This is a genomic window from Janibacter sp. CoH_79_TC_3, from assembly GCF_058197955.1.
This window is the reverse complement of record NZ_JBXWIV010000004.1, coordinates 1-23,304: the sequence shown is the minus strand read 5'-3', so window position 1 is coordinate 23,304 and position 23,304 is coordinate 1. Positions and strand designations below refer to the sequence as shown.

At 43.0% G+C, this 23,304-nt stretch carries 19 protein-coding genes; 3 read left to right on the top strand and 16 right to left on the bottom strand.

Going from position 1 to position 23,304, the window contains the following annotated elements; all coding sequences use genetic code 11:
- Positions 1-79: 79 nt before the first annotated feature.
- From AC2FA3_RS05305 to AC2FA3_RS05255, 11 genes are all read right to left on the bottom strand, one after another.
- Positions 80-1,366, bottom strand: a complete 1,287-nt coding sequence (locus AC2FA3_RS05305; RefSeq protein ID WP_490508647.1) for an MFS transporter — start codon at positions 1,364-1,366, stop codon at positions 80-82.
- 391 nt (positions 1,367-1,757) lie between these two features.
- Positions 1,758-2,003 (bottom strand): (Na+)-NQR maturation NqrM, encoded by a 246-nt coding sequence (gene nqrM / locus AC2FA3_RS05300; RefSeq protein ID WP_490508646.1) that lies wholly within the window; start codon positions 2,001-2,003, stop codon positions 1,758-1,760.
- Between the two features lie 122 nt (positions 2,004-2,125).
- Positions 2,126-3,256 carry an FAD:protein FMN transferase gene (locus AC2FA3_RS05295; protein ID WP_490508645.1) on the bottom strand — a complete coding sequence of 377 codons (1,131 nt, stop codon included), beginning with the start codon at positions 3,254-3,256 and terminating at the stop codon, positions 2,126-2,128.
- A gap of 181 nt (positions 3,257-3,437) precedes the next feature.
- On the bottom strand, positions 3,438-4,238 hold the full coding sequence (locus AC2FA3_RS05290; protein ID WP_490508644.1) for an SDR family NAD(P)-dependent oxidoreductase: 801 nt from the start codon (positions 4,236-4,238) through the stop codon (positions 3,438-3,440).
- Between the two features lie 184 nt (positions 4,239-4,422).
- On the bottom strand, positions 4,423-4,674 hold the full coding sequence (locus AC2FA3_RS05285) for a hypothetical protein (protein ID WP_490508643.1): 252 nt from the start codon (positions 4,672-4,674) through the stop codon (positions 4,423-4,425).
- 203 nt (positions 4,675-4,877) lie between these two features.
- Positions 4,878-6,113 carry an NADH:ubiquinone reductase (Na(+)-transporting) subunit F gene (gene nqrF, locus AC2FA3_RS05280; protein WP_490508642.1) on the bottom strand — a complete coding sequence of 412 codons (1,236 nt, stop codon included), beginning with the start codon at positions 6,111-6,113 and terminating at the stop codon, positions 4,878-4,880.
- 123 nt (positions 6,114-6,236) lie between these two features.
- Complete coding sequence (nqrE, locus tag AC2FA3_RS05275; RefSeq protein ID WP_149490233.1) at positions 6,237-6,845, bottom strand: NADH:ubiquinone reductase (Na(+)-transporting) subunit E; 609 nt, start codon at positions 6,843-6,845, stop codon at positions 6,237-6,239.
- Positions 6,845-7,516 carry an NADH:ubiquinone reductase (Na(+)-transporting) subunit D gene (locus AC2FA3_RS05270; protein ID WP_490508641.1) on the bottom strand — a complete coding sequence of 224 codons (672 nt, stop codon included), beginning with the start codon at positions 7,514-7,516 and terminating at the stop codon, positions 6,845-6,847. Before AC2FA3_RS05270 ends, nqrE begins: the two co-directional genes overlap by 1 nt.
- Before the next feature lies 1 nt (position 7,517).
- Positions 7,518-8,450, bottom strand: a complete 933-nt coding sequence (locus AC2FA3_RS05265; protein ID WP_490508640.1) for a Na(+)-translocating NADH-quinone reductase subunit C — start codon at positions 8,448-8,450, stop codon at positions 7,518-7,520.
- On the bottom strand, positions 8,431-9,666 hold the full coding sequence (locus AC2FA3_RS05260; protein WP_490508639.1) for an NADH:ubiquinone reductase (Na(+)-transporting) subunit B: 1,236 nt from the start codon (positions 9,664-9,666) through the stop codon (positions 8,431-8,433). The genes AC2FA3_RS05265 and AC2FA3_RS05260 overlap by 20 nt, the downstream gene beginning before the upstream one ends.
- A gap of 5 nt (positions 9,667-9,671) precedes the next feature.
- Positions 9,672-11,024 (bottom strand): Na(+)-translocating NADH-quinone reductase subunit A, encoded by a 1,353-nt coding sequence (locus AC2FA3_RS05255; protein ID WP_490508638.1) that lies wholly within the window; start codon positions 11,022-11,024, stop codon positions 9,672-9,674.
- A gap of 983 nt (positions 11,025-12,007) precedes the next feature.
- Between AC2FA3_RS05255 and hisA the strand changes: the two genes are divergently transcribed.
- The 3 genes from hisA (at position 12,008) to AC2FA3_RS05240 (ending at position 15,055) form a co-directional block, all read left to right on the top strand.
- Positions 12,008-12,748 carry a 1-(5-phosphoribosyl)-5-[(5-phosphoribosylamino)methylideneamino]imidazole-4-carboxamide isomerase gene (gene hisA / locus AC2FA3_RS05250; RefSeq protein WP_201545005.1) on the top strand — a complete coding sequence of 247 codons (741 nt, stop codon included), beginning with the start codon at positions 12,008-12,010 and terminating at the stop codon, positions 12,746-12,748.
- Between the two features lie 70 nt (positions 12,749-12,818).
- Positions 12,819-14,615 (top strand): mechanosensitive ion channel domain-containing protein, encoded by a 1,797-nt coding sequence (locus AC2FA3_RS05245; protein ID WP_490508637.1) that lies wholly within the window; start codon positions 12,819-12,821, stop codon positions 14,613-14,615.
- 119 nt (positions 14,616-14,734) lie between these two features.
- Positions 14,735-15,055, top strand: coding sequence for a hypothetical protein (locus tag AC2FA3_RS05240; RefSeq protein WP_490508636.1), 321 nt, complete (start codon positions 14,735-14,737; stop codon positions 15,053-15,055).
- Between the two features lie 170 nt (positions 15,056-15,225).
- On the opposite strand, the gene rnr is transcribed toward AC2FA3_RS05240, so the two are convergent.
- The 5 genes from rnr to AC2FA3_RS05215 form a co-directional block, all read right to left on the bottom strand.
- On the bottom strand, positions 15,226-17,520 hold the full coding sequence (gene rnr / locus AC2FA3_RS05235) for a ribonuclease R (protein ID WP_490508635.1): 2,295 nt from the start codon (positions 17,518-17,520) through the stop codon (positions 15,226-15,228).
- Positions 17,521-17,675: 155 nt separating this feature from the next.
- Positions 17,676-18,920 carry a toxic anion resistance protein gene (locus AC2FA3_RS05230; RefSeq protein WP_490508634.1) on the bottom strand — a complete coding sequence of 415 codons (1,245 nt, stop codon included), beginning with the start codon at positions 18,918-18,920 and terminating at the stop codon, positions 17,676-17,678.
- Positions 18,921-19,286: 366 nt separating this feature from the next.
- Positions 19,287-19,790: a translation initiation factor IF-3 gene (gene infC / locus AC2FA3_RS05225; protein WP_201545000.1), complete on the bottom strand. Its 504-nt coding sequence runs from the start codon at positions 19,788-19,790 to the stop codon at positions 19,287-19,289.
- A gap of 23 nt (positions 19,791-19,813) precedes the next feature.
- The gene (gene thrS / locus AC2FA3_RS05220) at positions 19,814-21,748 is read right to left on the bottom strand and encodes a threonine--tRNA ligase (protein WP_201612079.1); all 1,935 of its coding nucleotides are present in this window, start codon (positions 21,746-21,748) and stop codon (positions 19,814-19,816) included.
- A 449-nt stretch (positions 21,749-22,197) separates the two neighbouring features.
- A complete protein-coding gene (locus AC2FA3_RS05215; protein ID WP_490508633.1) occupies positions 22,198-22,722 on the bottom strand; it encodes a hypothetical protein in 525 nt (174 codons plus the stop codon).
- Between the last annotated feature and the right edge of the window lie 582 nt (positions 22,723-23,304).

Here is a 23,304-nt window from a genome sequence, read left to right as displayed (position 1 = left end):
TAGCAAACTAAGCTTATGAGCAATATGGCGCGACAGTTAACGGTATTGCGCGCCTGTCAGTCAGTATAAAGGGCAAAAATTAAGCCTTCTTACCATCGACCATTACCGGACGGCTAACCATCCAAGCGAAACCCACGTTTACCACCATTAAGACCAACATGATTAATAAGGGCAAATCCCAACTGTCCGTTGCTTCATGCAACCAGCCTGTGCCCAATGGACCGAAAAATGCAATCAGATAACCGACCGCCTGCGCCATACCCGACAGCTCGCTTGATTGATTAGCGGTATAAGTACGCATCGAAAACAGCATCATACTCAAGGTAAAAATCGCTGAACAACCGATACCCATCAGCGCTGACCACAGCCACGCCAAATCAGCTGATAAATAGCTGACTCCTAAGATACCAATCACATTTAAGACGGCAGCAAATACCGCCAACGCCTGAATAGGACGTCCGCGATTAACGAGCCAGGTTAAGCTTAAAATCGCTACCGGTGCCATAAACTGGAAGACCGAATTCATCTGCCCCGCGCTTACCGCCGATAGCCCTTTACTGAGCCAAATTGAAGGTAAAAAACTGGCAACGGTATAAAAAAGTAGCGATTGTAAACCCATAAAAACCGCGATTTGCCAAGCAAAAGGTGTGCGCCACATTGAGATAGGGGACGGGGCCTTTACGCCTTCAGCAAGCGGTATGATTGGCTGATGATTTGACGAGCCCAAACGTAGCCGTAGCAGCACCCAAATAATTAAGGCAAACACGCCCAAAATTGACCAACCACCAAGCGCCCATTGCCAGCCAACTTGCTCAGATAATGGCAAGACCACGCCCGCGACAATCCCTGCTGACACTGTCATGGTTAGACTAAATAAACCCGTAATTAACGGAATATGATTTGGTGTGCGCTGCTTGATAACAGGAGCGGCAAGGGTATTGGCAAAACCAATGGCCAACGTCAGCAGTAATGTGCCAGCTAAAAACCCAATCCAAGTTGGAATAAGGCTACGAATAATCATGCCTACCGTTAATAAGGCAATCATCGCAATCAGGGTGTTCTCAAGTCCAAAACGCTTACCAATGGCTGGTGAAATAAAAGCCCCAAGCGCAAAAGTCAGCATCGGTACCGCACCCAGCCAGCCAATTTGGGTTTCAGAGATATCTAGCGCCCCTTGAACCACTGGCGCAATAGAACCTAGCGCCACAATTGGCGAGCGCATATTGGTCGCCAATAAAATCATGGCACAGAGCACTAGCCAAAACGTAAAGCGTGAAGAGGGCAGCTTAAAGTTTGACGGCGCACCCGACTGAGACTCGGAAGAATGGAGCGGCAAATCATTTTGCACATTAGGAGAGGTAGACATAGCAGCACGACTATCAGCATAAGAAAAAGGACACGTCATTAAAAAGCGCAGGCGCACCATCGCTTATAAAATAACACCAGAGTACGTCACCCAAAAGGTGATTGAGACAATAGATTAGAATGTAAGAGTTCAGAATATAAAAACACTTGTCGAAAGCAAGCCATATGTAATGGTTGTTCTATCGAGCAGGGCAAACTTACTATATGACTAATGGCTTTAATTTTTTGCTTATAAAAAGCGTTCTATACCAATACTAAGCTATAAACGCTAAACGCATAAAAAAATAGCGTCAGTCACTGTTAGTTTGCAATATTAATTACAAAGGACTAGACGCTATTATAGGAACAGATGTTAGGTGAATGCTACCAGCGTATGGTAACAAATAAGGCGTTTAGACAGACTTACCTAGTTGGGCAGCTTTAAGCGCGATTTCTTGCTGTTGGTCGACCAGTGAGTCGCATTTATTGGGGTCATTACCACAAAATGAGCAGTGTTCGTCGCCCATCAATTTCGCCACACCGCCGCAAGAGCCTCTAAGCGGCTTTTTCTTGACCATATAACCGATACCCATAAAGATAAAAAACAACATGAAGACGGTAAAGGTAATGGCAAGCATAGGAAACAATTGGTTAAGCATAGAGGGAACCTCTCGTTTAAAATATGGGACAGTCATCTACTCGATAACTTGCTTATAGTATAGCAAAAATTCACCTTGCTCGTTTGTGCTTAACAGGTACATTAAAGCCTAGGCTTTTGATATTAGGACTTTTTATCAGCCCGCAGGGTTTTCATCGCAGGAGTTTCTACCACTTGCCAATCATCAGTACTGTCGGTAGCGGTATCTGCTGAAACGTCTTTAGCCAAAATCACAAATAAAGCCGCGATATTGTGCTCTCTGGCAGTTGCTAGCGCTTTTTCATAAGGCATCGCGGTCAAAGCAGTTGCCCAAGCATCAGCCAGCGCAACTGTTTCTGCAGCGACGGTTACCGATGGAGCACCGCCCATAATTGGTTTGCCTGTCGTTGGATCAATGGTATGGCTATAGTGCTTACCATCGAAAACGACTGAATTGCGATAGTTGCCAGAGGTGGCTAAATGCATATTATTGCTGATATTAATCGGCTGGCGAATCACTGCCACGGTTTGGCGCGCGCTCACCGTGCTGCCTTCGATGGGCGCATCAATGGCAATTTGCCACGGTTGCTGCTGAGCACTGACACCAGAGGTCGCCACTTCACCGCCAATCTCAACCATATAATTGCGAATCTGATAGTCATCTCTGAGTACATCGGCGATAACGTCAACGCCATAGCCTTTAGCCACCGCCGAAAAATCAAGCTCGACGCCATCTTTGGTTTTATAAATGCTTTGGTCTTTTTGTATCACGCTTTTAAAGTCGACCAATGCTTTTGCTTGTGCAATCTCAAGCGCTGTCGGCGGACTTTGTAAGCGCTCAACCGTCATGGTACTGCCAAAACCCCAGGTTTCAATCAATGGCATCACCGTAGGATCAAACGCGCCGCCCGATAGCTCATAGACTTGCCTAGACGCTTCTAAGACATGGCTGAAATCGGCGTCGATAGCAATAGGGGTATCTTTATCTAATTGGTTGAATTTAGAAATGGTAGAGTCCGCTTGATAAGTGGACATGCTGTCATTGATGTCTTGCAGGCGCTTATCGATGGCGGCTTGTATGGCAGCTTCATCAGCGCCTTTAGGCAATTGATAACTGATATGGTAGCTGGTGCCCATGGTCTCGCCGCTGAGATTGTTATAATCAGTCTTTTGCTGGCAAGCGCTAAGAGCAAGTACGGAGCCGATAGCAATCACAGACAGAAAGGCGGGTTTCATTGATGGGTTAGCAGCGCTAAGCGAGGTTAAGTTTGTCATAGGAGTCATCACAGCTTGATAGAGCAAAGGGGTGAGTGGGGCGCGTTAGCTAGTAAAAACCGTTAGTAAAGACAGTTATTCAATAACTAAGCAAGCTAAGCGTTGCCTATTTTACACCCCTTGTCACCCATAAGGCCAATCATCAAATTAAGACCTAATTGTTTAGCTTGCTTAGTTTATTTTATTTTACTTTTGACTCACGGATAAGCTTATAAAGCTTTGGCGGCGATAAACGATTGACTCTAGTAGCGAGCTTTTCTTTATTACCGGCAATGATAATATACTCTTCTTCGTTAGTCAGCGCTTTGACGACCTGTTTGGCAAAGCTAATCGCCGTCAATCCTTTATTGGTTGCCTCATCCATCGTACCCTGCACGCTACCATCACCAGTCAACGCATTGATAGAGATATTGGTTTGAATAAATCCTGGGAATATCGTTGCCACCTCTATACCTTGCTCATGCAATTCTGCACGCAGGCTGTTTGCCCACATATGGATGGCGGCTTTGGCAGCACCATAAGCGCCGCGATATTGGGTACCAAGTAAACCTGCCACGCTCGATACCATGACAATTTTGCCGCCACCTTGCGCAATCATATCTGGTAATACCAGTCTGGTCAGCCGCGTTTGCGCAAAGTAATCTATCTCCATGATTTGCCGTTCGACGTCCTCAGTCGTTTCCATAATGAGCGAACGTTGACTGACGCCGGCATTATTAATCAGCCAGTCTACTTTTTCAGTTTTAGCTTTGACCGCTTCATAGGCTTCTTTTGCTTGCTTAGCATCGGCGATATCAAAGGGGACGACGATATGTTTTTTGCTATTTTTGCAGCGTTTTTTAACCGTCTCTAATTTCTCTTTATCACGCCCGCTTAAAATAATGGTGGCACCGCGTTTGGCAAAGGCGATAGATAATGCTTCACCGATACCGCTAGAAGCGCCGGTAATCCAAATGGTTAAATCTTTAATTTTGGTTTTCATAAGAATCCTTTCTTAAATAATGAAGTTTTTTCATATAGTTAAACAACTGATTTTTTAGCTTAACAATACTTCAATTTTAAAGCCACTGGTTAAATAATATCGTGTCGTAAATTTAAAGCAAAAAAAGGCACCAAAAAGGATGCCTTTAATCTCAAATAATAATTATTTAACTAAATAACAAGAATTATCTTTCGATGAGTCTTTGACTTGTATAACGATAACCTTCTGATTCCATACAAGAGTTAAATAATACACTTTCTTTTTCATTATTCACTTTAGCTATACCAATCTGGTAACGACACTTTTGTATAGCGCTATGTGTGTCATGTTTTGATATGCCTACTTTTTGCCATGTAGGTTGAACAGTAGGTGCAGAGGAACAAGCAGATAGTATTAAAGTAGCGGCGACTATGCCTGTAAAGATACTAGTTTTCATGTTATAGCCTTTGTTAAAAATGATTTATTGACCAAAAACTTAGTTAAAAAGGATCTGGAATCCTGAAAATAAGTAGTAAGCCAGCATTAAATTTTAACAAATATTTACTATAATTGTAAGGTTTTAGAAACAAAAAAAGAGCCTCACTGAGACTCTCTTTTTATTCATGACTTTAAAGATACGTTCTTTGCTTTACCACCCACTTAACCACCGAAGTCATCAAGCATGATATTTTCATCTTCCACACCCAAGCTATGTAGCATATCGATGACCGCCGCGTTCATCATCGGTGGCCCACACATGTAGTATTCACAGTCTTCTGGGTTTGGATGGTCTTTGAGATAATTCTCAAGCAGCACATTATGAATAAAGCCGGTTGGACCTTCCCAATTGTCTTCTGGTAAGGGGTCAGACAAGGCCACATGCCACTCAAAGTTATCAAACTCTTCTTCTAGTTGATCATAATCTTCAACATAGAACATCTCACGAATCGAGCGTGCACCATACCAAAAGCTAATCTTACGATCAGTATTTAAGCGCTTAAGCTGATCAAAAATGTGCGAACGCATCGGCGCCATACCCGCACCACCACCGACGAAAATCATTTCAGCGTCAGTCTTTTTGGCAAAGAACTCACCATAAGGACCAGAAACGGTCACTTTATCGCCAGGTACGAGGCTAAATACCCAAGAGGACATTTTGCCGGGTGGAATACCGTCAGGGCCACGTGGTGGTGGACTGGCAATACGGATATTAAACTTGATAAGGCCTTTTTCTTCAGGGTAGTTGGCCATCGAATAAGCACGAATCACCGGCTCATCAACTTTTGACACATAGTTGAAGATACCAAATTTTTCCCAGTCTTCGCGATACTCTTCGTCAATCACAAAATCTTTATAATGCACTTCATGTGGTGGCGCTTCTAGCTGTACATAGCCACCGGCACGGAAGTTAACTTCTTCACCATCTGGAATTTTAAGCACCAATTCTTTAATAAAGGTAGCAACGTTATCGTTAGAGATAACTTCACATTCCCACTTTTGTACATCAAAAAACTCAGGATCAATCTCGATTTTCATGTCTTGCTTAACCGCAACCTGACAGGCAAGACGCATGTGGTTACGGATTTCACCTTGGGTGAAGTAACCCGTTTCGGTGGGCAGGATAGATCCGCCCCCTTCAATAACGCGGCAACGACACTGCGCACACGTACCGCCACCACCACAGGCTGAAGATAAGAAAATACCTTCGCTCGCCAGTGTTTGTAGCAGTTTTCCGCCTGCCGGTGTCACGACGTCATTATCGGGATTATCATTGATATGGATAGTAACATCGCCTGAACTGACCAGTCTTGAGCGCGCCGCCAAAATAATGGCAACGAGGCCCATGATGATCAAGGTAAACATAGCAACGCCACCAATCGCCGTAGCGTAATCCATGGTAGGTATCCTTAATCTATGGAGTAGGGGTACGAAAAGACGTCATTGCGTTTTTCCTGAACCCCTACCGAATAAATGAATTAAATAGGTCAAATCGCTAAATAGGCTTTTAAGCGTAGCGGTTTAAATTGACATACCGCCGAAAGACATAAAGCCAAGTGACATCAGACCGACCGTGATAAAGGTAATACCAAGACCACGCAGCGGTGCTGGAATATCTGAGTATTTTAGCTTTTCACGGATACCCGCCAAGGCGGTAATCGCCAATGCCCAACCGAAGCCTGCGCCAACGCCGTATACCATCGATTCACCAAAGTTATAGTCACGCTCAACCATAAATAGCACGCCACCTAAAATGGCACAGTTCACGGTAATGAGTGGTAAGAATATCCCTAAGGCGTTATACAGACTTGGGACGAACTTATCTAAGAACATCTCTAGAATCTGTACCACAGCGGCAATCAAACCGATATAACTGAGTAGACCTAAGAAGCTTAAGTCTATATCAGGGAAACCTGCCCATGCCAGCGCACCATCTTTTAGGATGAACTGAAACAGTAAGTTATTTAGCGGTACGGTAATTGCCATTACCACCACCACCGCCACCCCAAGACCGATAGCGGTTGATACCTTTTTCGATACCGCCAAAAAGGTACACATGCCTAAGAAGTAGGCCAGCGCCATATTCTCGATAAAAACTGAGGTTATAAATAAACTGACATAATGTCCCATTAGTGACCGCCTCCTTGTACCATGCCTTTAGATTGCGGCTTCATTACAAATTCAGCTTCTTCAACCTGTTCTGGTTTCCATGTACGGATAATCACGATAAACAGGGCGATAATAAAGAACGCTGACGGTGGTAGTAGCAGTAGACCGTTTGGTACGTACCAGCCACCATCGGTCGCAGTTTGTAAAAGGGTGATGCCAAACCAACTGCCTGCACCTAAAATTTCACGAATACTGGCGACAAATAGCAGAACCGCCGAATACCCAAGACCGTTACCAATACCATCTAAAAAGCTTGGTATCGGTGGATTGCTCATCGCAAAGGCTTCAGCACGACCCATTACTATACAGTTTGTGATAATCAAACCAACGAATACTGACAAGCCTTTACTGACGTCATAAGCGACCGCTTTTAAGATCTGATCGACCACGATAACCAATGACGCAATAATCGTCATCTGCACAATAATACGAATACTGGCTGGAATTTGCTTACGGATAATAGAGATAAAAAAGCTTGAAAATGCGGTGACCAAGGTCAACGCCACACTCATTACCAATGCATTCGCCACACTGGTGGTAACCGCCAATGCCGAACAGATACCTAAGATTTGTAGCGCAATGGGGTTATTATCAAAAATAGGCGAGGTTAAAATACTTTTTGTATCAGCCATGTTATGCCTCCTTGCCGTGTGCTGCTGGTACTACTGCGACCAGTTTGGTTACGGGATGCGTCTGCTGTTGATGTAAGTTCTGACCCAGCTTTTTATACGGGCTTTGACTGGCTTTCACTTCAGCATCTGCCAATGTTTTACCACTTTCTTCACGTAGCTGATCTAAGTACGGCTTATAGCCTTGCTCACCCAACCAAAACTGAATCATATTGCTGACGCCGCGACCGGTTAAGGTTGCGCCACTGATACCATCGACCCAGTTATCTTTTGGATTACCGGCTTTGGTTACACCTGTTGCTACCGCACCGTTTTCGTCATAAGAGTGAATGCCGCTCCACATGGCGCGCCATTCTGGTTCTTCAATACGAGCACCTAAACCTGGGGTTTCTTTATGCTCATAGAAACTAATACCTTTGATGGTATTCATGTCACTTTCAAGCGTTAAGAAACCATAAATAGTACCCCATAGTCCATAACCTTGAATCGGCAGCACCACCATTTCCGGCTTTCCGGCGTCATCATTTTTGACATAGACTTTGGCGTATTTAGGAACACGACCGATACCAGCAGGATCATTACTGCCCAAGTCTTCACTTAAGGCTTTGTTCTTGGTCGCTTGACTGGCATCGTAAGCGTTACGATCAGGAATACCAGCGGTCTTTAACGCGTCGTCATCGAGGTAGTTGCCTTTATTAAGGTCAACAATTTTTACCTCAAAATCTTCAAAACGCTCAGCCACATCTTCATTGGTGTCGGAAGCCGGGTCAAACATACCGGCTGCTACTAAGATGTTTTTGTTACGGTCTAAGCGCGCGTTTTCAACTTGCGCTGGCTTTAAACCAACAGCAGCGGCTGAGACCAATACAGAACACACCAAGCATAGCGTCAACGCCACGCTGATGGTTTTTGCATTATTACTTTTGGGCTTGGACATAGCGAACCCTCCGTGCTGTTTGGCGCTTGATATTTGCTTGCGTCACAAAATAATCAAATAGTGGCGCAAATAAGTTAGCGAATAGAATGGCTAGCATGATACCTTCTGGGAAGGCTGGGTTGACGACACGAATCAATACGGTCATAAAACCAATCAAGATACCATAAGCCCAGCGGCCTTTATTGGTGTGCGCGGCAGAAACAGGATCTGTTGCCATAAACACGGCACCAAAGGCGAAGCCACCGATGACTAGATGCCAATAGAACGGCAGTTTCATCATCATATTGTCTTCAGAACCAATCATGTTAAAGACCAGTGAAGTGGCAATCAGACCAACCACACAACCTGCCATGATGCGCCATGAGGCAATGCGCGTCCACAGTAGAACCACTGCACCCATTAAGATAGCTAGGGTTGATACTTCACCGATACTGCCTTGCATGTTACCTAAGAACGCATCGCTCCAGGTGATGGCATTACCATAGACATCGACAAAATCTTGTGGAACGACGCCAAGTGCGGCAAGACCAAGAGGCGTTGCGCCTGAGAAACCATCAACCGCGGTCCATACTGAGTCACCCGACATATAAGCTGGATAAGCAAAATATAAGAACGCACGACCCGATAGGGCAGGGTTAAGGAAGTTTTTACCGGTACCGCCAAAGACTTCTTTTGCCACGACCACACCAAAGATGATACCTAAGGCAACTTGCCACAATGGAATATCTGGTGGTAGACAGAGTGCAAACAGTACCGAGGTGACAAAGAAACCTTCGTTGACTTCATGCCCGCGCACGACGGCAAAGATAATCTCGCAGAGAATGCCAACGCCAAAAGTCACAAGATAAATGGGTAAGAATTGCATGGCACCGTAGACAAAGCTTGCCCAAATACTGTCTGGGTTATAGCCTGCCATACTGGTGATAACAGTGCGCCAGCCGTCAGGCTGTAAGCCAAGCGTTGCAATCGCAGTTAATGCTTGATGACCGATATTGTACATACCCCAAAACATGGCTGGGAAGGTACATAACCATACGGTAATCATAATACGCTTGAGGTCAATACCGTCGCGTACGTGTGATGATGCGTATGTCGTTGAGCTTGGTTGACGCAAAAACGTATCAAACATCTCAAAGATGGCATAGTATTTTTCGTGTTTGCCACCCTTGGTGAAAGACGGCTCCATACGATCGAACATATTGTGTAAAAATTTCATCGTGGTTAGCCCTCCAGCTCAATGCGCGTTAAGTTATCACGCAAAATATCGCCGAATTCATATTTGCCAGGAGATACGAAGGTGCATAATGCCAAATCTTCTTCGTCCAATTCAAGTACGCCCAAATCGACGGCGGTGATGATGTCTTCGACAATCAAAGCACGTAATAACTGCGTTGGCAGGTAGTCTTGCGGCATCACCTCTTCATAAACCCCAATTGGCACCATCGCACGCGGTGAGCCATTACTGGTAGTTGTGAAGTTATATTTCTTACTACCAAAAAACTTAGAAATATAGATAGGCAGTTTTGAGAAACGGTTGCTACCGACGCTTAAGAAATGGAACGCTGGACGCTCACGACCTTCAGATAGCACACTGACTTGATTATCAAAGCGACCAAGATAAGCAGTATTGCCAAACACTTTACGACCTGATAGCACAGAACCTGAGATAATACGGTTCTCACCAGCCTCGAGCTGACCTTTGGTCAATGCCGTGATATCAGCACCACGTTCGGTGACGATTAAGTGCGGGTTTTTGACCGCAGGACCGGCAAGGCTAAGCATGCGGCGCGTATATAAGCGCCCCGTGGTAAATAGTTTACCAATGGCAATCACGTCTTGATAGCCAACCGTCCAAACGGTCACGCCGCGCATGATGGGATGCAAAAAGTGAATGTGCGTACCAGCAAGACCGGCTGGATGTTTACCGGCAAAGCTATGATACTCAGTGACATTATTAGCCGCCGTTTTGGCAACTGGCGTCAACTGAGCATCGCCATGATGGCAGACAAAGGTCTTGGGGCTGAGCGTTGATAATACGGCAAGTCCGTCATTAAACGCCTGCAATTGCTCATTAATGATCAACATCGGGTCAAATGCTAATGGATTGGTATCCATGGCGTTGACAAAGATGGCATGCGGACGGGCACCGATTTCAGGAGCACGGCTAAAGGGCCGCGTACGAAACGCGGTCCATTCACCAGAGGCAAGCAGTTGGGTTTCAACGACTTCAGAATCTAGGTCAGCAAGTTGCTGGGAGTCGTAGCGCTGAAATTCTACTTCTTCACCGTTTGGGTCGACCGCAATCACAAGACTTTCGAACACACGACGCTCACCGCGATTCACGGCGATGACCTTACCAGCAGCAGGGGCAGTATAGATAACGCCGACTCGTTTTTTATCTTCAAAAACGGGCTGACCTTTTGCTACGATGTCGCCTTCTTTGACATTCATCGTGGGCTTCATGCCCACATAATCATGACCAACAAGTGCCACATAGGCGGGTCTGTGCTCAGATATCTCGCGGGAGGGTTCACCAGTGATGGGTAAATCCAAACCTTTTTTGATGGTAATCATAAGCGAAAACTTAGTCCATAGTCTAAAACGATACCAGACGTCCTGTTTGGTATATCGGCAGCATGACTAACAGCGTCATCAATAAAGTCCTTTATCAAGCCCCAAAAAGGGCGTGAAAAAGCGCTCTAGACATAACACATCATCATAACTACAAGTAAGAGTATTAACGCTGACCTTAGACTCCTTAACAACACGTTAATGTCTTATTCGAATGACCAAAGTGACGACTGGCTACCAAGGTGTATGCTAAAACCTTCCAATCTAATATTATCCTTAACTAGAATGACGTTAGATAAAAGACAGTTTTAGCATACGATTTATTAAAATCTCAAAATTTGTAGTATTCAAAATCCTAATATCTATAAATCAGAATATCTGTAAATCATAGAATCTTTGTGATTTAAGCAGCGCTATTCATTCGAGTGAATATAAATGAGAAATAAGAGACTTGTTCATGCTTTATGCAAGCCATCTTTTAGAAAACTATCTAAGCGCTTTTTAATGACCTATGATTACAGGGTAAATTCAATTGCTTGATAAGCGCAATCTATAAGCCTAAGCATTAATCTGGTTATTAATACTAAGCTTATATTTACCTTGTGCTGATTAAAATCGTCAATAGGTAGCAGACGATTAGGTTTTATCGCACAAATACAAATTTACCTAGGATTATACGCTAAACTGACCTAAAATTGCCAGTTGGTAAGTGAATTTACCTAATGTTACCAGTGAATCTACGTGCTAAAACTTATAGTTATGATTGTCTGGTTTTTGCCATTATTGAGCCAAATTTTAGGCAGTTTTCTTGTTTTTCATTGTCATTTTAATAGTTAGCGAATTTCTCCTAACAGCCACTTCTAATTTGCTATGCTAAATGACTGTTATTTAGTCACCCTTTAACTGGCTATTGATTAAGTAGCTATTGATACTTGTTTTGTTTTTGAGTTTTTTATTGTTCATATCGTTTTTATAAGGAATGCTATATGTGTGCTGTCCCTGTCATTATCCCTGCTATTGATTTAAAAGATGGTAAATGTGTGCGCTTAAAACAAGGTCGTATGGAAGACGATACGGTATTTTCTGATGATCCAGTCGCTATGGCGGCGCGTTGGGTCAACGAAGGCGCGCGTCGCTTGCATTTGGTCGATTTAAATGGCGCATTTGACGGCATCCCAGTCCATAAGCAAGTGGTCCATGACATTGCCAAAGCCTTCCCTAAGCTGCCGATTCAATTGGGCGGCGGTGTACGTAATATGAAAACTATCGAGCAGTATATTACTGCTGGTCTGACTTATATCATCATCGGCACCAAAGCCGTTGAAGATCCTGATTTTGTGGCGGAAGCTTGTCGCGAATTTGCCGGACATATCATCGTCGGTATCGATGCCAAAGACGGTATGGTTGCAACGCACGGTTGGGCAAACGTCACTGATACCAAGGCCACTGAGCTTGCCAAGCGTTTCGCTGATGTCGGCGTATCTTCAATCGTTTATACCGATATCAACCGCGATGGCATGATGCAAGGCGTCAACGTCGAGCAGACGGTCAACTTAGCGCGTGAAGGCGGCTTACCTGTGATTGCATCAGGTGGCGTCACCGATATGAAAGATATTGAATTGCTAAAACCTTATGGTGATTGTATCGAAGGTATCATTACTGGTCGCGCTATCTATGAAGGTACTCTAGATTTGGGTGAAGCTCAGCTTTATCTAGATGGTAAATAGTTTTTAATGGTCATATCTAGATAATGTTATTGGCAATGTAGCATAAAGCTAGAATAATAAAGGGATGCTTATGGCAGCGTATTTTGACCAGCCCGAATTACGTAGGCTACGCAGATTCAGCAGGCTAGGCAAGTCACGCATAACGACAAAAGCTTGCGCTCAGCTGTTATTGCTATTAAGCATCCTTTTAAACCTGCCCAGTTATGCGGCTGAAAAAAGTAGCACAAGTGAGAATGTTGTAGTCACTGATGAGGTTGCTAATAATAGTACAACTGATAATGAGTCAAGCAATCAGCCGACTACCGTACCAGCTATTAACGACACAGCTATCAATAACCCAAATAGCAGTTTGAATAGTACTATAGCTATCAAGCCTGCGATTCCGAATACTTCCGACTCTACTGTGTCGACGTCTCCGCCAGTTGAGCTACCACCGGTTATCAGTGGTGAAAGTACCAATAATGCTCAAATTGAAACCACACCAACCCCATTAAAAGACAATGACATTCGTCAACGTATCAGTGGTATTTTTTCCGAGATTGAAGGCTTACAAGCGGTCAATGTAAGCGTCAACCAAGGGGTTGTTACCTTAACGGGTGAGACTCCTAATGAAAAAAAAGCCCAGCAAGCCATTAATTTAACCAATCGTTTAACGGACGTGGTGACGGTAGAAGATAGAATCAATCGTACGCTTGATGTGCAAGATAATGTCTCGACCGTTTACCAAAGCCTCAAGGCACAAAGCAAAAACTTAGTCAAAGCTTTACCGCTACTATTGGTAGGGATTCTTTTATTTGCCTTGGTGACTTGGTTTGGCAGTTGGTTATCTAATCGGCAAAAAATGTGGCAACGTCTCACGCCCAACCCTTTTGTCGCAGAATTGCTGGCGCAGACTGTCAAAGTTATATTTATCGTTTTGGGGCTTATCTTAGCGTTAAGTTTGATTGGTGCTGAGACTATCTTGGGCACGCTACTTGGCGGCGCAGGCGTTATTGGTATCGCCGTTGGTTTTGCCGTCAAGGACACGATTGAGAACTATATTGCCTCGCTCATGCTCAGTATTCGCCAACCGTTTCGCGCCCGCGATCATATTTTGATTAACAAACAAGAAGGCATTGTCGTACGCCTAACCTCACGCGCGACTATTTTGATGACTTTAGATGGTAACCAGTTACGTATTCCCAATGCCGAAGTCTTTAAAGCGACGATTTTAAATTACACCAAAAACCCTGAGCGCCGTTTTACTTTTGAGCTAGGCGTAGATGCCAATGACGATCCGCTTGCTGCTATCAAAGTAGGTATCGATGCGATATGTCAGTTGGGTTTTGCTCTAGATAAGCCAAAGGTCACAGCGGTTATCAAAGAAGTTGGCGACTCAAATATTATTTTGCAGTTTCAAGTGTGGGTCAATCAATTAGAAGCTGATTTTTATAAAGCCCGCAGTATTGCCATTCGCGAGACTAAGCATGCGTTGGAAGACGAGGGCTTTAGCCTGCCCGAGCCGATTTATCAGTTGCGCTTTAATCATAAGCTAGAAAAAGCGTTTGAGCAGTTCCAAAGTAGTCAGAGCACTCAAAGTCTTGATAACGCTCACGCTGAGGTAACCGCAACATCCAATACTTCTAACGCTCCTGACGACTCTAGTGCTTCTAAAACGTCTAATAAAGTTCAAGCTGTCGAAACTACAGTTGAGGATAAGGATAAAAAACAGGCGAAGGCACGTGCGAAACATATCCTGCAAGGTCGGAATGCCGACGAAGTGCTTGATGCACGTCCTGATGAGAAGCTAATGGAAAAAGTTGAGCAAGAGATTGCCGAAAATTCAGATGAAACTGATTTATTAAGTAACAATAGCCCGCAAGAATAGCCCGCAAGGATAATGGTAAATATTCCATATAGAAAGGTGAATACTAAAGATAAAAGTCGGCATAAAAAATGCAACGAAACATCTATCTACATTTTATCGAAATAGACGAGACATTTTTTATGCAAATGAAACATCTGATTATTTTTGCTTTGGCAGGTATGGTTATTTTATTAGGATTTAATATGATTAGCGGCAGCCAACGTGAAAAAAATAGAGAAGTAATAGCCGCTAGTAATGAAGTAGAAAAAACTGCTACTAATGCAGCTGAGAGCAATGACGCTAATGCTAGCACTGTTAATCCCACTACCAATACGTCAGATATCGCAAGCAAGCCTTTAGGGCAGCAGCCAAAAGCTATTCTTGATAAGGCGACCACTCAGATAGAGCAAGCAGAGCAGGTAAACCAACAACGTAGCGAGCAAATGATGGACACGCAATAATTTTTAGAGCTTAGAATAATTAATGTTTAGAGTTATTAGTACTTAGAGTTTTTAGGTCTCAAATATCCCGCATCTTAATCCAGCCATTCAATGAACTACCAATTAATCGACACATAAAAAAAGACTAACGATAACGTTAGTCTTTTTTTAATCTTAAGTTTTAGACTACTTTAGCTTTTCTTACTAGCACCTTTACCACGGCTGCTGCTTCTTTTAGCAGAGGTTTTATTAGCCGAAGTGTTGCTAGTCGGAGTTTTCTTTGGCTGATCTCTTTTGGTTTGATTCATTTGGCTCGCTTGCAGTTTGGCTTTGAGGTCAAAGTCGATTTGTAGTAGGTCCATATTGACGCCCGCTACTTTCACTTTTATCAAATCACCAAGCCCAAATACAGTGCCTCTGTCTTTACCGATAAGCTGCTGTTGCTGCTCGTCATAGACAAAGAAATCATCACCAACGTTTGAGATGTGCACTAGACCATCGATATATAAATCAGTCAAGGTCACAAATAGACCGAAACTCGTCACGGTAGTCACGACGCCATCGAACTCTTCGCCGACATGATCTTTCATATAATGGCACTTAAGCCAAGATTCTACATAGCGCGATGCTTTTTCAGCGCGGCGCTCAGTATCTGAGGTTTGCGTGCCAGCAGCATCAAGCGAGAAGTCCATCACAGGCTGCTGACTATTAGTCACTTTCGCTTTGATTGCGCGATGCAGCATTAAGTCAGGATAGCGGCGAATCGGCGAGGTAAAGTGGCTATATTCGTCATAAGCCAAACCAAAGTGACCGATATTGTCAGGCGCATAGTTCGCTTGCATCATCGAGCGCAGCAGCATGCTATGGATACTAATCGCGTCAGGACGCTCTTTAGTCGCTTCGATAATCCGCTGATAATCCGCTTGCGTTGGATTTTCTTCTGGGAAGCTTAGACCAAAGTTTTTTGCATATTCATGAATACGCATCGATTTTTCGCCATCAGGCTTATCATGGTTACGATATAAAACAGGCAGCTCATTTCTCAGGGCAAAGTTTGCCGCACAGGTATTGGCAAGCAACATGCACTCTTCGATAAGCTTTTGCGCATCGCCGCGCGTACGCGGTAAAATGGCTTCGATACCACCTTTTTCATTAAACTTAATATAAGTTTCAACCGTTTCAAACTCCATTGCATGACGTTCTTCACGCTTTTTCAGCAGCAGCTCATACAATTGATGTAAGGTATCGACCGATTTTTTGACGTCTTTATTACCGGTTAATGATGTAGGTACGCTGTTATCTTTTGGATTAGCAAGGTAAGCATTCACTTGATTATAAGTGAGACGCGCTTGCGAATGCATAACCCCAGGATAGAACTCATAGCCAGTAACGTTACCGGCACGCGATATTTTGATATCGGCAACCATACAAAGGCGGTCACGCTCAGGGTTCAATGAACACAAACCATTAGATAATACTTCAGGCAGCATTGGAATGACGCGATGCGGGAAGTAGACGGACGTTCCGCGCTCGAAAGCCTCTTTATCAAGAGGCGAGTTTGGTGTCACGTAATAACTCACATCGGCAATTGCCACTAACACACGATAGTTACCACCTGAGCGTTTTTCGGCAAATACGGCATCATCAAAGTCGCGCGCATCTTCACCATCAATGGTAATCAGGGGTAAATTACGCAGGTCTGTACGACCTTTCAAATCTTTTTCGGTCGGCTCTTGATACGCATTAGCCTGTTGTAGCGCAGCTTCGCTAAAGTCTGACGGAATATCGTAGTTGAGTAGGGTAGTCTCAATAATCAATTCACGGTCATTATCATCAGATAATACTTCAGTGATTTTACCAGTGGCAAATTCATGCTGGTTCGGCCAATCGATAATATCGACTTTGACTGGCGCACCTTGCTTGGCATTGAACGCCTGTACGTTTTCTTCAGTGACGGTAATCGGCTGATGATTGTTTGGACTACCAAGCTCAACGCAGTAACCGTCTTCATCATGCGCCAATGTCCCAATGAAGTTATTTTGGCGACGTTCAACGACATCGACAATACGACCTTCAGTGCGACCACGGTTATCCGTAGACGTACCAACCGCCTGTACTGTATCGCCATTAAATACCCAACGCATCTGCTTTTCATGCAAGAATAGGTCAGGCATATCGCTTAATATAACAAAGCCAAAACCTTTAGGATGGGCTGACACTGTGCCCGTGACAATATCGTGCTCGGTCACGGTGCGATAGCGATAAGGACGCCCATCGCGATTTACTTGACCATCGCGCGCCATTGCTTTTAGGCGATTGCCTAAAGCGTCAAATTGGTCAGGGTCATCAATATTAAAGGCTTTTGCCAATTGTTGATGCGTGACCTCGCCATATTCATTAATCGTACTGAGTATCAGTTCGCGACTAGGAATAGGGTTGACGTATTTTTGTGCCTCATTCGAGGCGTTTGGATCATTCCAACTCATAAATTACCGTATCTATTTTTAAAATTATTAATAAGTACTATCTTAACACGAACAACGCCGTAATATCTTAGGTCAATTGTCTTATGTGCATCAGATAGCAAGTCGCTGCTAGCGTTAATAGCTAACAGTATTCAACATGCGAGATAAACCAAATACTAAATATCGATATCAACCGTATTTGATTGATTGGTTATCTTTTTAATATTTAACTCTTTCGATACTTCAAGTACCGTTGTTTGATTCGACTTATCGAGATATTTCTGCGCTTTATCAACTTCAGCTGTCAAAGTATTGACCGTCTGCTTCATATTTTCTAATGCTTCAATTTTATAATTGCTAATCATATCCATTGTATCATAGACGTTATTGAAGGCATTCTGCAGTTTATCAAGCTCAATCGTGCTACTGGTTGCCTGCTCGTGAATCTCAAGTGACTGGCGTTTGAGCATTGCCGATGTCGATTCAATCAAGCTGCTGGTGGTTTTATTTAACGCCGTAATTTGGTCAAGTACCAGTTTTTGATTGGTCATTGCTTGAGCGACAACCACTGCTGTACGTAGTGCCGAGATAGTCGTCGTGGTCGCGCGGTCTACGCCTTTAATAAGCTCTAAGTTATTTTTACGAATGGTATCAAGAGCTAAGTAACCTTGCACGTTTACGGCTAACTGGGTTAAAAAGTCAGTATTTTTTTGACGCACATAAAACAGCATTTCTTCTTTAATAATACGCGCTTTTTCAGGGTCAGTGGCTTCAACAGCATAAACCTTTTGTTCAAGCTGCTCATCGATTTTTTTGCCAACATAGATATATTGGCGAATTGATTGCATCAATTCCCACATATTGACCTTTTCTTGCTCAATCATGGCATTGTCTTTGAGCAGCTCATCTTTGCCATTATAAAGGCTGGTCACTACCGCGTTAATATGCGATTGCGCCGATTCGTATTGACGGAAATAATCTTGTACTTTATTACCAAATGGAATAAGACCAAATAGCTTACGTGAGCTGGTGAGCTCTTTTTTGCTCGGGTCTAAATCTTCGACAATCCCGCGCAACTCAGTCAATGACTTGGCAATAGGCGAATTGTCAAACAAGCTCTCATTGAGACTTTTCGCTGGCAGATCAAGCATACGGTTCGACACTTGCGCCGATTCACGGATTTCTTTGTTACCCAAATTATGGATAGATTGCACGTTTTGCTGAAACTCAGAGCTGTGTACCGAGTTGTTAATCACGTGATCAACAAAGGCATCGACCTTGGCATCAAGTTCTGGAATATGGCTTTCATCCAGCTTTACCATTTGATCGGCTTCGCTTTTTTGTATTTCTTTCACCGGCTCAGGTGCAGTTAAAGTAATGCTTGGCGTTGAGGCGTTTTCGGGTGGGGTTAGTTCTTGCATGGAATTTCCTATAATATTTAAAGAGCTAATGTAGTTATTAAAGATATTAATAGTCTTAGTATCGACTATGGCTGTCCTCTTAATGGCTATGCTCTTAATTGTTATGTTATTGATTATTGTTATTTGGATTGCTTTTAAGCGTAATAGAACAGACCTTTAGATTAACTGGTAATGAAAAGGTTGAGAAGATAGGTTTTGTAAACTAGGTTTCGCAAGTTTCATAGATTAAAAAATAATGATTTGCTGGTTTATATATTAAAAAACCATCAATATCCCGTAGCATATTGATGGCTTGAATTTAAATAGCTATTTAAATGTCTATATAGGCTGCTGATAGCCACGACAAATCGCAAGCTATTGAACAGACTATTTTTTCTTGGTAGGACCTAACAGCATACCCATTTGACGACCTTCCATCTTTGGATATTGCTCGACGTTTGCAATCTCAGCAGTGTCTTCGATGATGCGATCTAGTTGCTTACGACCAATCTCTTGGTGCGCCATTTCACGACCACGGAAACGAATACTGATTTTAACTTTGTCTTGGTCTTCTAAGAAGCTGACGATTTTTTTCAGTTTGACCTGATAATCGGCTTCTTCAGTACTAGGACGCAGCTTCATCTCTTTCAGCTGAGTTTGCTTTTGGTTCTTTTTAGCTTCTTTCGCTTTTTGCTTTTGATCATAGAGGAAATGCTTATAATCCATGATTTTGCATACTGGCGGCTTGGCATCTGGAACCAATTCGACCAAATCTAGACTGTCCTCACGTGCCGCTTTCATCGCGGTATCGATATCTACCACGCCCATCTGTTCGCCGTCTTCTTTAACGAGACGGACTTCTTTGGCTGTGATATCTTCGTTGATGTTCAAACGGTTTGACTGTTTAATAGGTATTACTCCTCATCTGTTTTTGGGGTCTGTCGGCCTTTTTTGCCAACAGCGGTCTGTACTAATGTAATAAATTCTGCAACACTCATGACGCCGAGGTTTTCACCTTCACGAGTTCGGACGTTGACGCTGCCCGATTCGACTTCTTTATCTCCCAATACTAGCATATAGGGAACGCGTTCTAATGTTTTCTCTCGTATCTTAAATCCAATCTTTTCGTTACGCAAGTCACTAGTGGCTCGCAGACCTGCATTTTTCAGCTCACGCACCACATTTTCGCAAGCATCAGCTTGTTTATCAGTGATATTCATTACTGCAACCTGCTGTGGTGCCAACCATACTGGCATCCAACCGGCGTAGTTTTCAATTAAGATACCGATAAAGCGCTCAAACGAACCCAAGATAGCACGGTGCAACATTATAGGCACTTCACGCTCATTTTGCTCATTAACAAATTCGGCATCGAGGCGCTCAGGCATATTTGGGTCAACCTGAATGGTACCGCACTGCCAGACGCGACCTAGCGAGTCTTTTAGACTAAATTCAATTTTTGGACCATAGAACGCGCCTTCACCCGGTAAATAAGCCCAATCTAGTCCTGAGCTATCTAACGCATCTGCCAAGGCCTTTTCGGCAAAGTCCCAAGATTCATCGCTACCAACCCGTTTTTCAGGGCGGGTCGAGAGCTTCATAATAATATTGTCAAAACCGAAATCTTCATAAACGGCAAGGGTCAGCTTAATAAAGTCCGCCACTTCTTGCTGAATCTGCGCTTGGGTACAGAAGATATGCGCATCATCTTGGGTAAAACCACGCACGCGCATCAAACCATGCAATGAGCCTGATGGTTCATTACGATGGCACGAGCCAAACTCTGCCATACGTAGCGGTAATTCACGGTAAGACTTTAAACCTTGATTAAAGACTTGCACGTGACACGGGCAGTTCATTGGTTTTACCGCATAATCACGGTTTTCACTCGAGGTGGTAAACATGTTGGTGGCATAGTTACCCCAATGGCCTGAACGTTCCCACAAGCTGCGATCGACGATTTGTGGCGTTTTAATTTCTTCATAGCCATTATCATGTTGTACTTTACGCATATATTGCTCAAGTACCTGATAAATCGTCCAGCCGTTAGCATGCCAAAACACCATACCCGGCGCTTGCTCTTGCATATGGAACAGATTTAATGCTTTACCAATCTTACGATGGTCACGTTTTTCGGCTTCTTCAATACGTTGGATATAGGCTTTCAAATCTTTTTTATCTGCCCACGCCGTACCATAGATACGTTGTAGCTGTTCGTTTTTGGCATCGCCACGCCAATAAGCACCTGACATTTTAGTTAGTTTAAAAACTTTTAAGAAGCGAGTGTTTGGCACGTGTGGACCACGGCACATATCGACATATTCTTGATGATGATATAGACCAAAAGCTTCTTCGCCAGGCATATCATTAATCAGCTTAAGCTTATAGTCTTCGCCACGCTCTTCAAATATCTTGATAACTTCATCGCGTGGCGTTATTTTTTTGATAACGTCATAATCTTGCTTAATCAGCTCCATCATACGTTTTTCAATTTTCTCCATGTGCTCAGGCGTAAATGGCGTCTCACTATAGATGTCGTAATAAAAGCCATCTTCAATGACAGGACCAATCACCATTTTTACATCAGGATATAGCTGCTTAACGGCATGACCTAATAAGTGGGCAGCCGAGTGGCGAATGATATCGACACCGTCAGCATCTTTTGGCGTTACGATTTCAACTTTAGCATCATGGGCGATAGGGTCGTGCGCATCGACTAGCTGACCATCTACGCGCCCAGCGACCGTCGCTTTCGCCAATCCTGCCCCAATACTTTGCGCCACTTCCATGACCGTTGTATTGCCTTCGAAGTTTTTTACGCTACCATCGGGTAAAGTAATCGCTACCATAATCTATTCACCTTTTTGCGTCCGTTGGCAGTGATGATTGCAACCATCAATCATATAACCGTAAGACTGCGTCAATTATATCTAACCGCTTTGATATGTTGGATATGTTGTAAGAAATGGACATTAACTACAAGCACTGCGCTTAAACTTATATAGCATCATATATAGTAGGACAATTATTAAGTCATCTAATGACCCGTAATCAACTTAGTATGATGTCAAATAAGCACCCTTCTAATAAAGGTAAGCAGACATGCTATGAAGTAATGTCATAAAAGCAGCTATTATAGCAAAAACCGTCTATTAACACTAGCAAGCAAGGGGTTACGTCAGTTTTTATATATAGGTGCTATTTGTATAAATATCAAGAAGGATAAATATACAGATAGCTATGCACATAGAGAAGGGGGTTATCAATAAGCATCATGACAGTAATAAAAAATTTTGAATTACTTAATACATCTAGCAGACTTATTGTCCGCAAGCTTTCGAGCTTCTATATTCATATTTTTACTTGGTTCAATAACACCCAACAAACACGACTTCTCTTTATTTAAACGAATGACAACCAATTGCTGCTTGTCCTGTTCCCTCGGTAAATAAAACGAATCACCATCCAAGGGATCTATTTGAGCCGTATAAATACGATAGATAAGAGCATGATACTTCTGTGCATTACCAACTTTCTCATATCTCCACTCAACAGTCTCACCCACATGAAAAGGCGGTATAGGCTGATAAGATACCTTGTGATTGTTATATATTAAATCTACCCCAGATCTCAAATCACGACTGAATGTATGCAATAAATAGTTAGCTTTTGAAGGGCAATTTGCCTGATATAGATTTTCGACCATACTCAAAGTTTGGCAGTCTTCCTCTTTAAGAGAGGTATAATTAGAACTAATATTAGCAAGCGCAGCAGTAGTTGCTAAAAGAGTGACCCAGCCAACTATTAATAAGCCTAATTTCATAAACATCCTTAATAATGTTTTGGCATTACTACAAGCTTAGATTTATAAGACTATAGAATAAAGCTAAAGTCTCAAAGTTAAATCGTAAGCAATCAAGGGGTTAGGATATATATTAATTTAAACGTCCAAACCCCCTTGACCCCCACATCAAACCGCGTATAATGCCACCCAGTCGAAGGGAAGGCGGATTGAGAATGACTTGTCATTCAAATAATTCTAACCAGCTTTAAGTAAGTTATTTCTAATTTTAGATTCATTTAAAATAACCACTTGACTTACTGATTTAAACGTCTATAATACGCACCTCATTAAGACAAACGGAATGACTTATATGTAAATTTACATATAACAAACCTGACTAACTTACTGAAACAATTTATAAAAAAGCTTGACAAACCAAATCATTGTGATATGATAGTCAGCTCGCTTCAAGGCATAACCAATATGGTTTAAGCCAATGAAGTGAAAGTAATACCCTATATATCAACTACTGGACGACAGTAGCTTGACACTATTTAAAAGCATAACTAAAGAACAACTTGTGTGGATTTTTGCTGATTCAGAATGCTAAAAAATAAAGTT

Coding starts and splice junctions, on each gene's coding strand:
- AC2FA3_RS05305 (WP_490508647.1), bottom strand. CDS start 1,366: ATGTCTACCTCTCCTAATGTGCAAAATGATTTGCCGCTCCATTCTTCC.
- nqrM (WP_490508646.1), bottom strand. CDS start 2,003: ATGCTTAACCAATTGTTTCCTATGCTTGCCATTACCTTTACCGTCTTC.
- AC2FA3_RS05295 (WP_490508645.1), bottom strand. CDS start 3,256: ATGACAAACTTAACCTCGCTTAGCGCTGCTAACCCATCAATGAAACCC.
- AC2FA3_RS05290 (WP_490508644.1), bottom strand. CDS start 4,238: ATGAAAACCAAAATTAAAGATTTAACCATTTGGATTACCGGCGCTTCT.
- AC2FA3_RS05285 (WP_490508643.1), bottom strand. CDS start 4,674: ATGAAAACTAGTATCTTTACAGGCATAGTCGCCGCTACTTTAATACTA.
- nqrF (WP_490508642.1), bottom strand. CDS start 6,113: ATGGATTACGCTACGGCGATTGGTGGCGTTGCTATGTTTACCTTGATC.
- nqrE (WP_149490233.1), bottom strand. CDS start 6,845: ATGGGACATTATGTCAGTTTATTTATAACCTCAGTTTTTATCGAGAAT.
- AC2FA3_RS05270 (WP_490508641.1), bottom strand. CDS start 7,516: ATGGCTGATACAAAAAGTATTTTAACCTCGCCTATTTTTGATAATAAC.
- AC2FA3_RS05265 (WP_490508640.1), bottom strand. CDS start 8,450: ATGTCCAAGCCCAAAAGTAATAATGCAAAAACCATCAGCGTGGCGTTG.
- AC2FA3_RS05260 (WP_490508639.1), bottom strand. CDS start 9,666: ATGAAATTTTTACACAATATGTTCGATCGTATGGAGCCGTCTTTCACC.
- AC2FA3_RS05255 (WP_490508638.1), bottom strand. CDS start 11,024: ATGATTACCATCAAAAAAGGTTTGGATTTACCCATCACTGGTGAACCC.
- hisA (WP_201545005.1), top strand. CDS start 12,008: ATGTGTGCTGTCCCTGTCATTATCCCTGCTATTGATTTAAAAGATGGT.
- AC2FA3_RS05245 (WP_490508637.1), top strand. CDS start 12,819: ATGGCAGCGTATTTTGACCAGCCCGAATTACGTAGGCTACGCAGATTC.
- AC2FA3_RS05240 (WP_490508636.1), top strand. CDS start 14,735: ATGCAAATGAAACATCTGATTATTTTTGCTTTGGCAGGTATGGTTATT.
- rnr (WP_490508635.1), bottom strand. CDS start 17,520: ATGAGTTGGAATGATCCAAACGCCTCGAATGAGGCACAAAAATACGTC.
- AC2FA3_RS05230 (WP_490508634.1), bottom strand. CDS start 18,920: ATGCAAGAACTAACCCCACCCGAAAACGCCTCAACGCCAAGCATTACT.
- thrS (WP_201612079.1), bottom strand. CDS start 21,748: ATGGTAGCGATTACTTTACCCGATGGTAGCGTAAAAAACTTCGAAGGC.
- AC2FA3_RS05215 (WP_490508633.1), bottom strand. CDS start 22,722: ATGAAATTAGGCTTATTAATAGTTGGCTGGGTCACTCTTTTAGCAACT.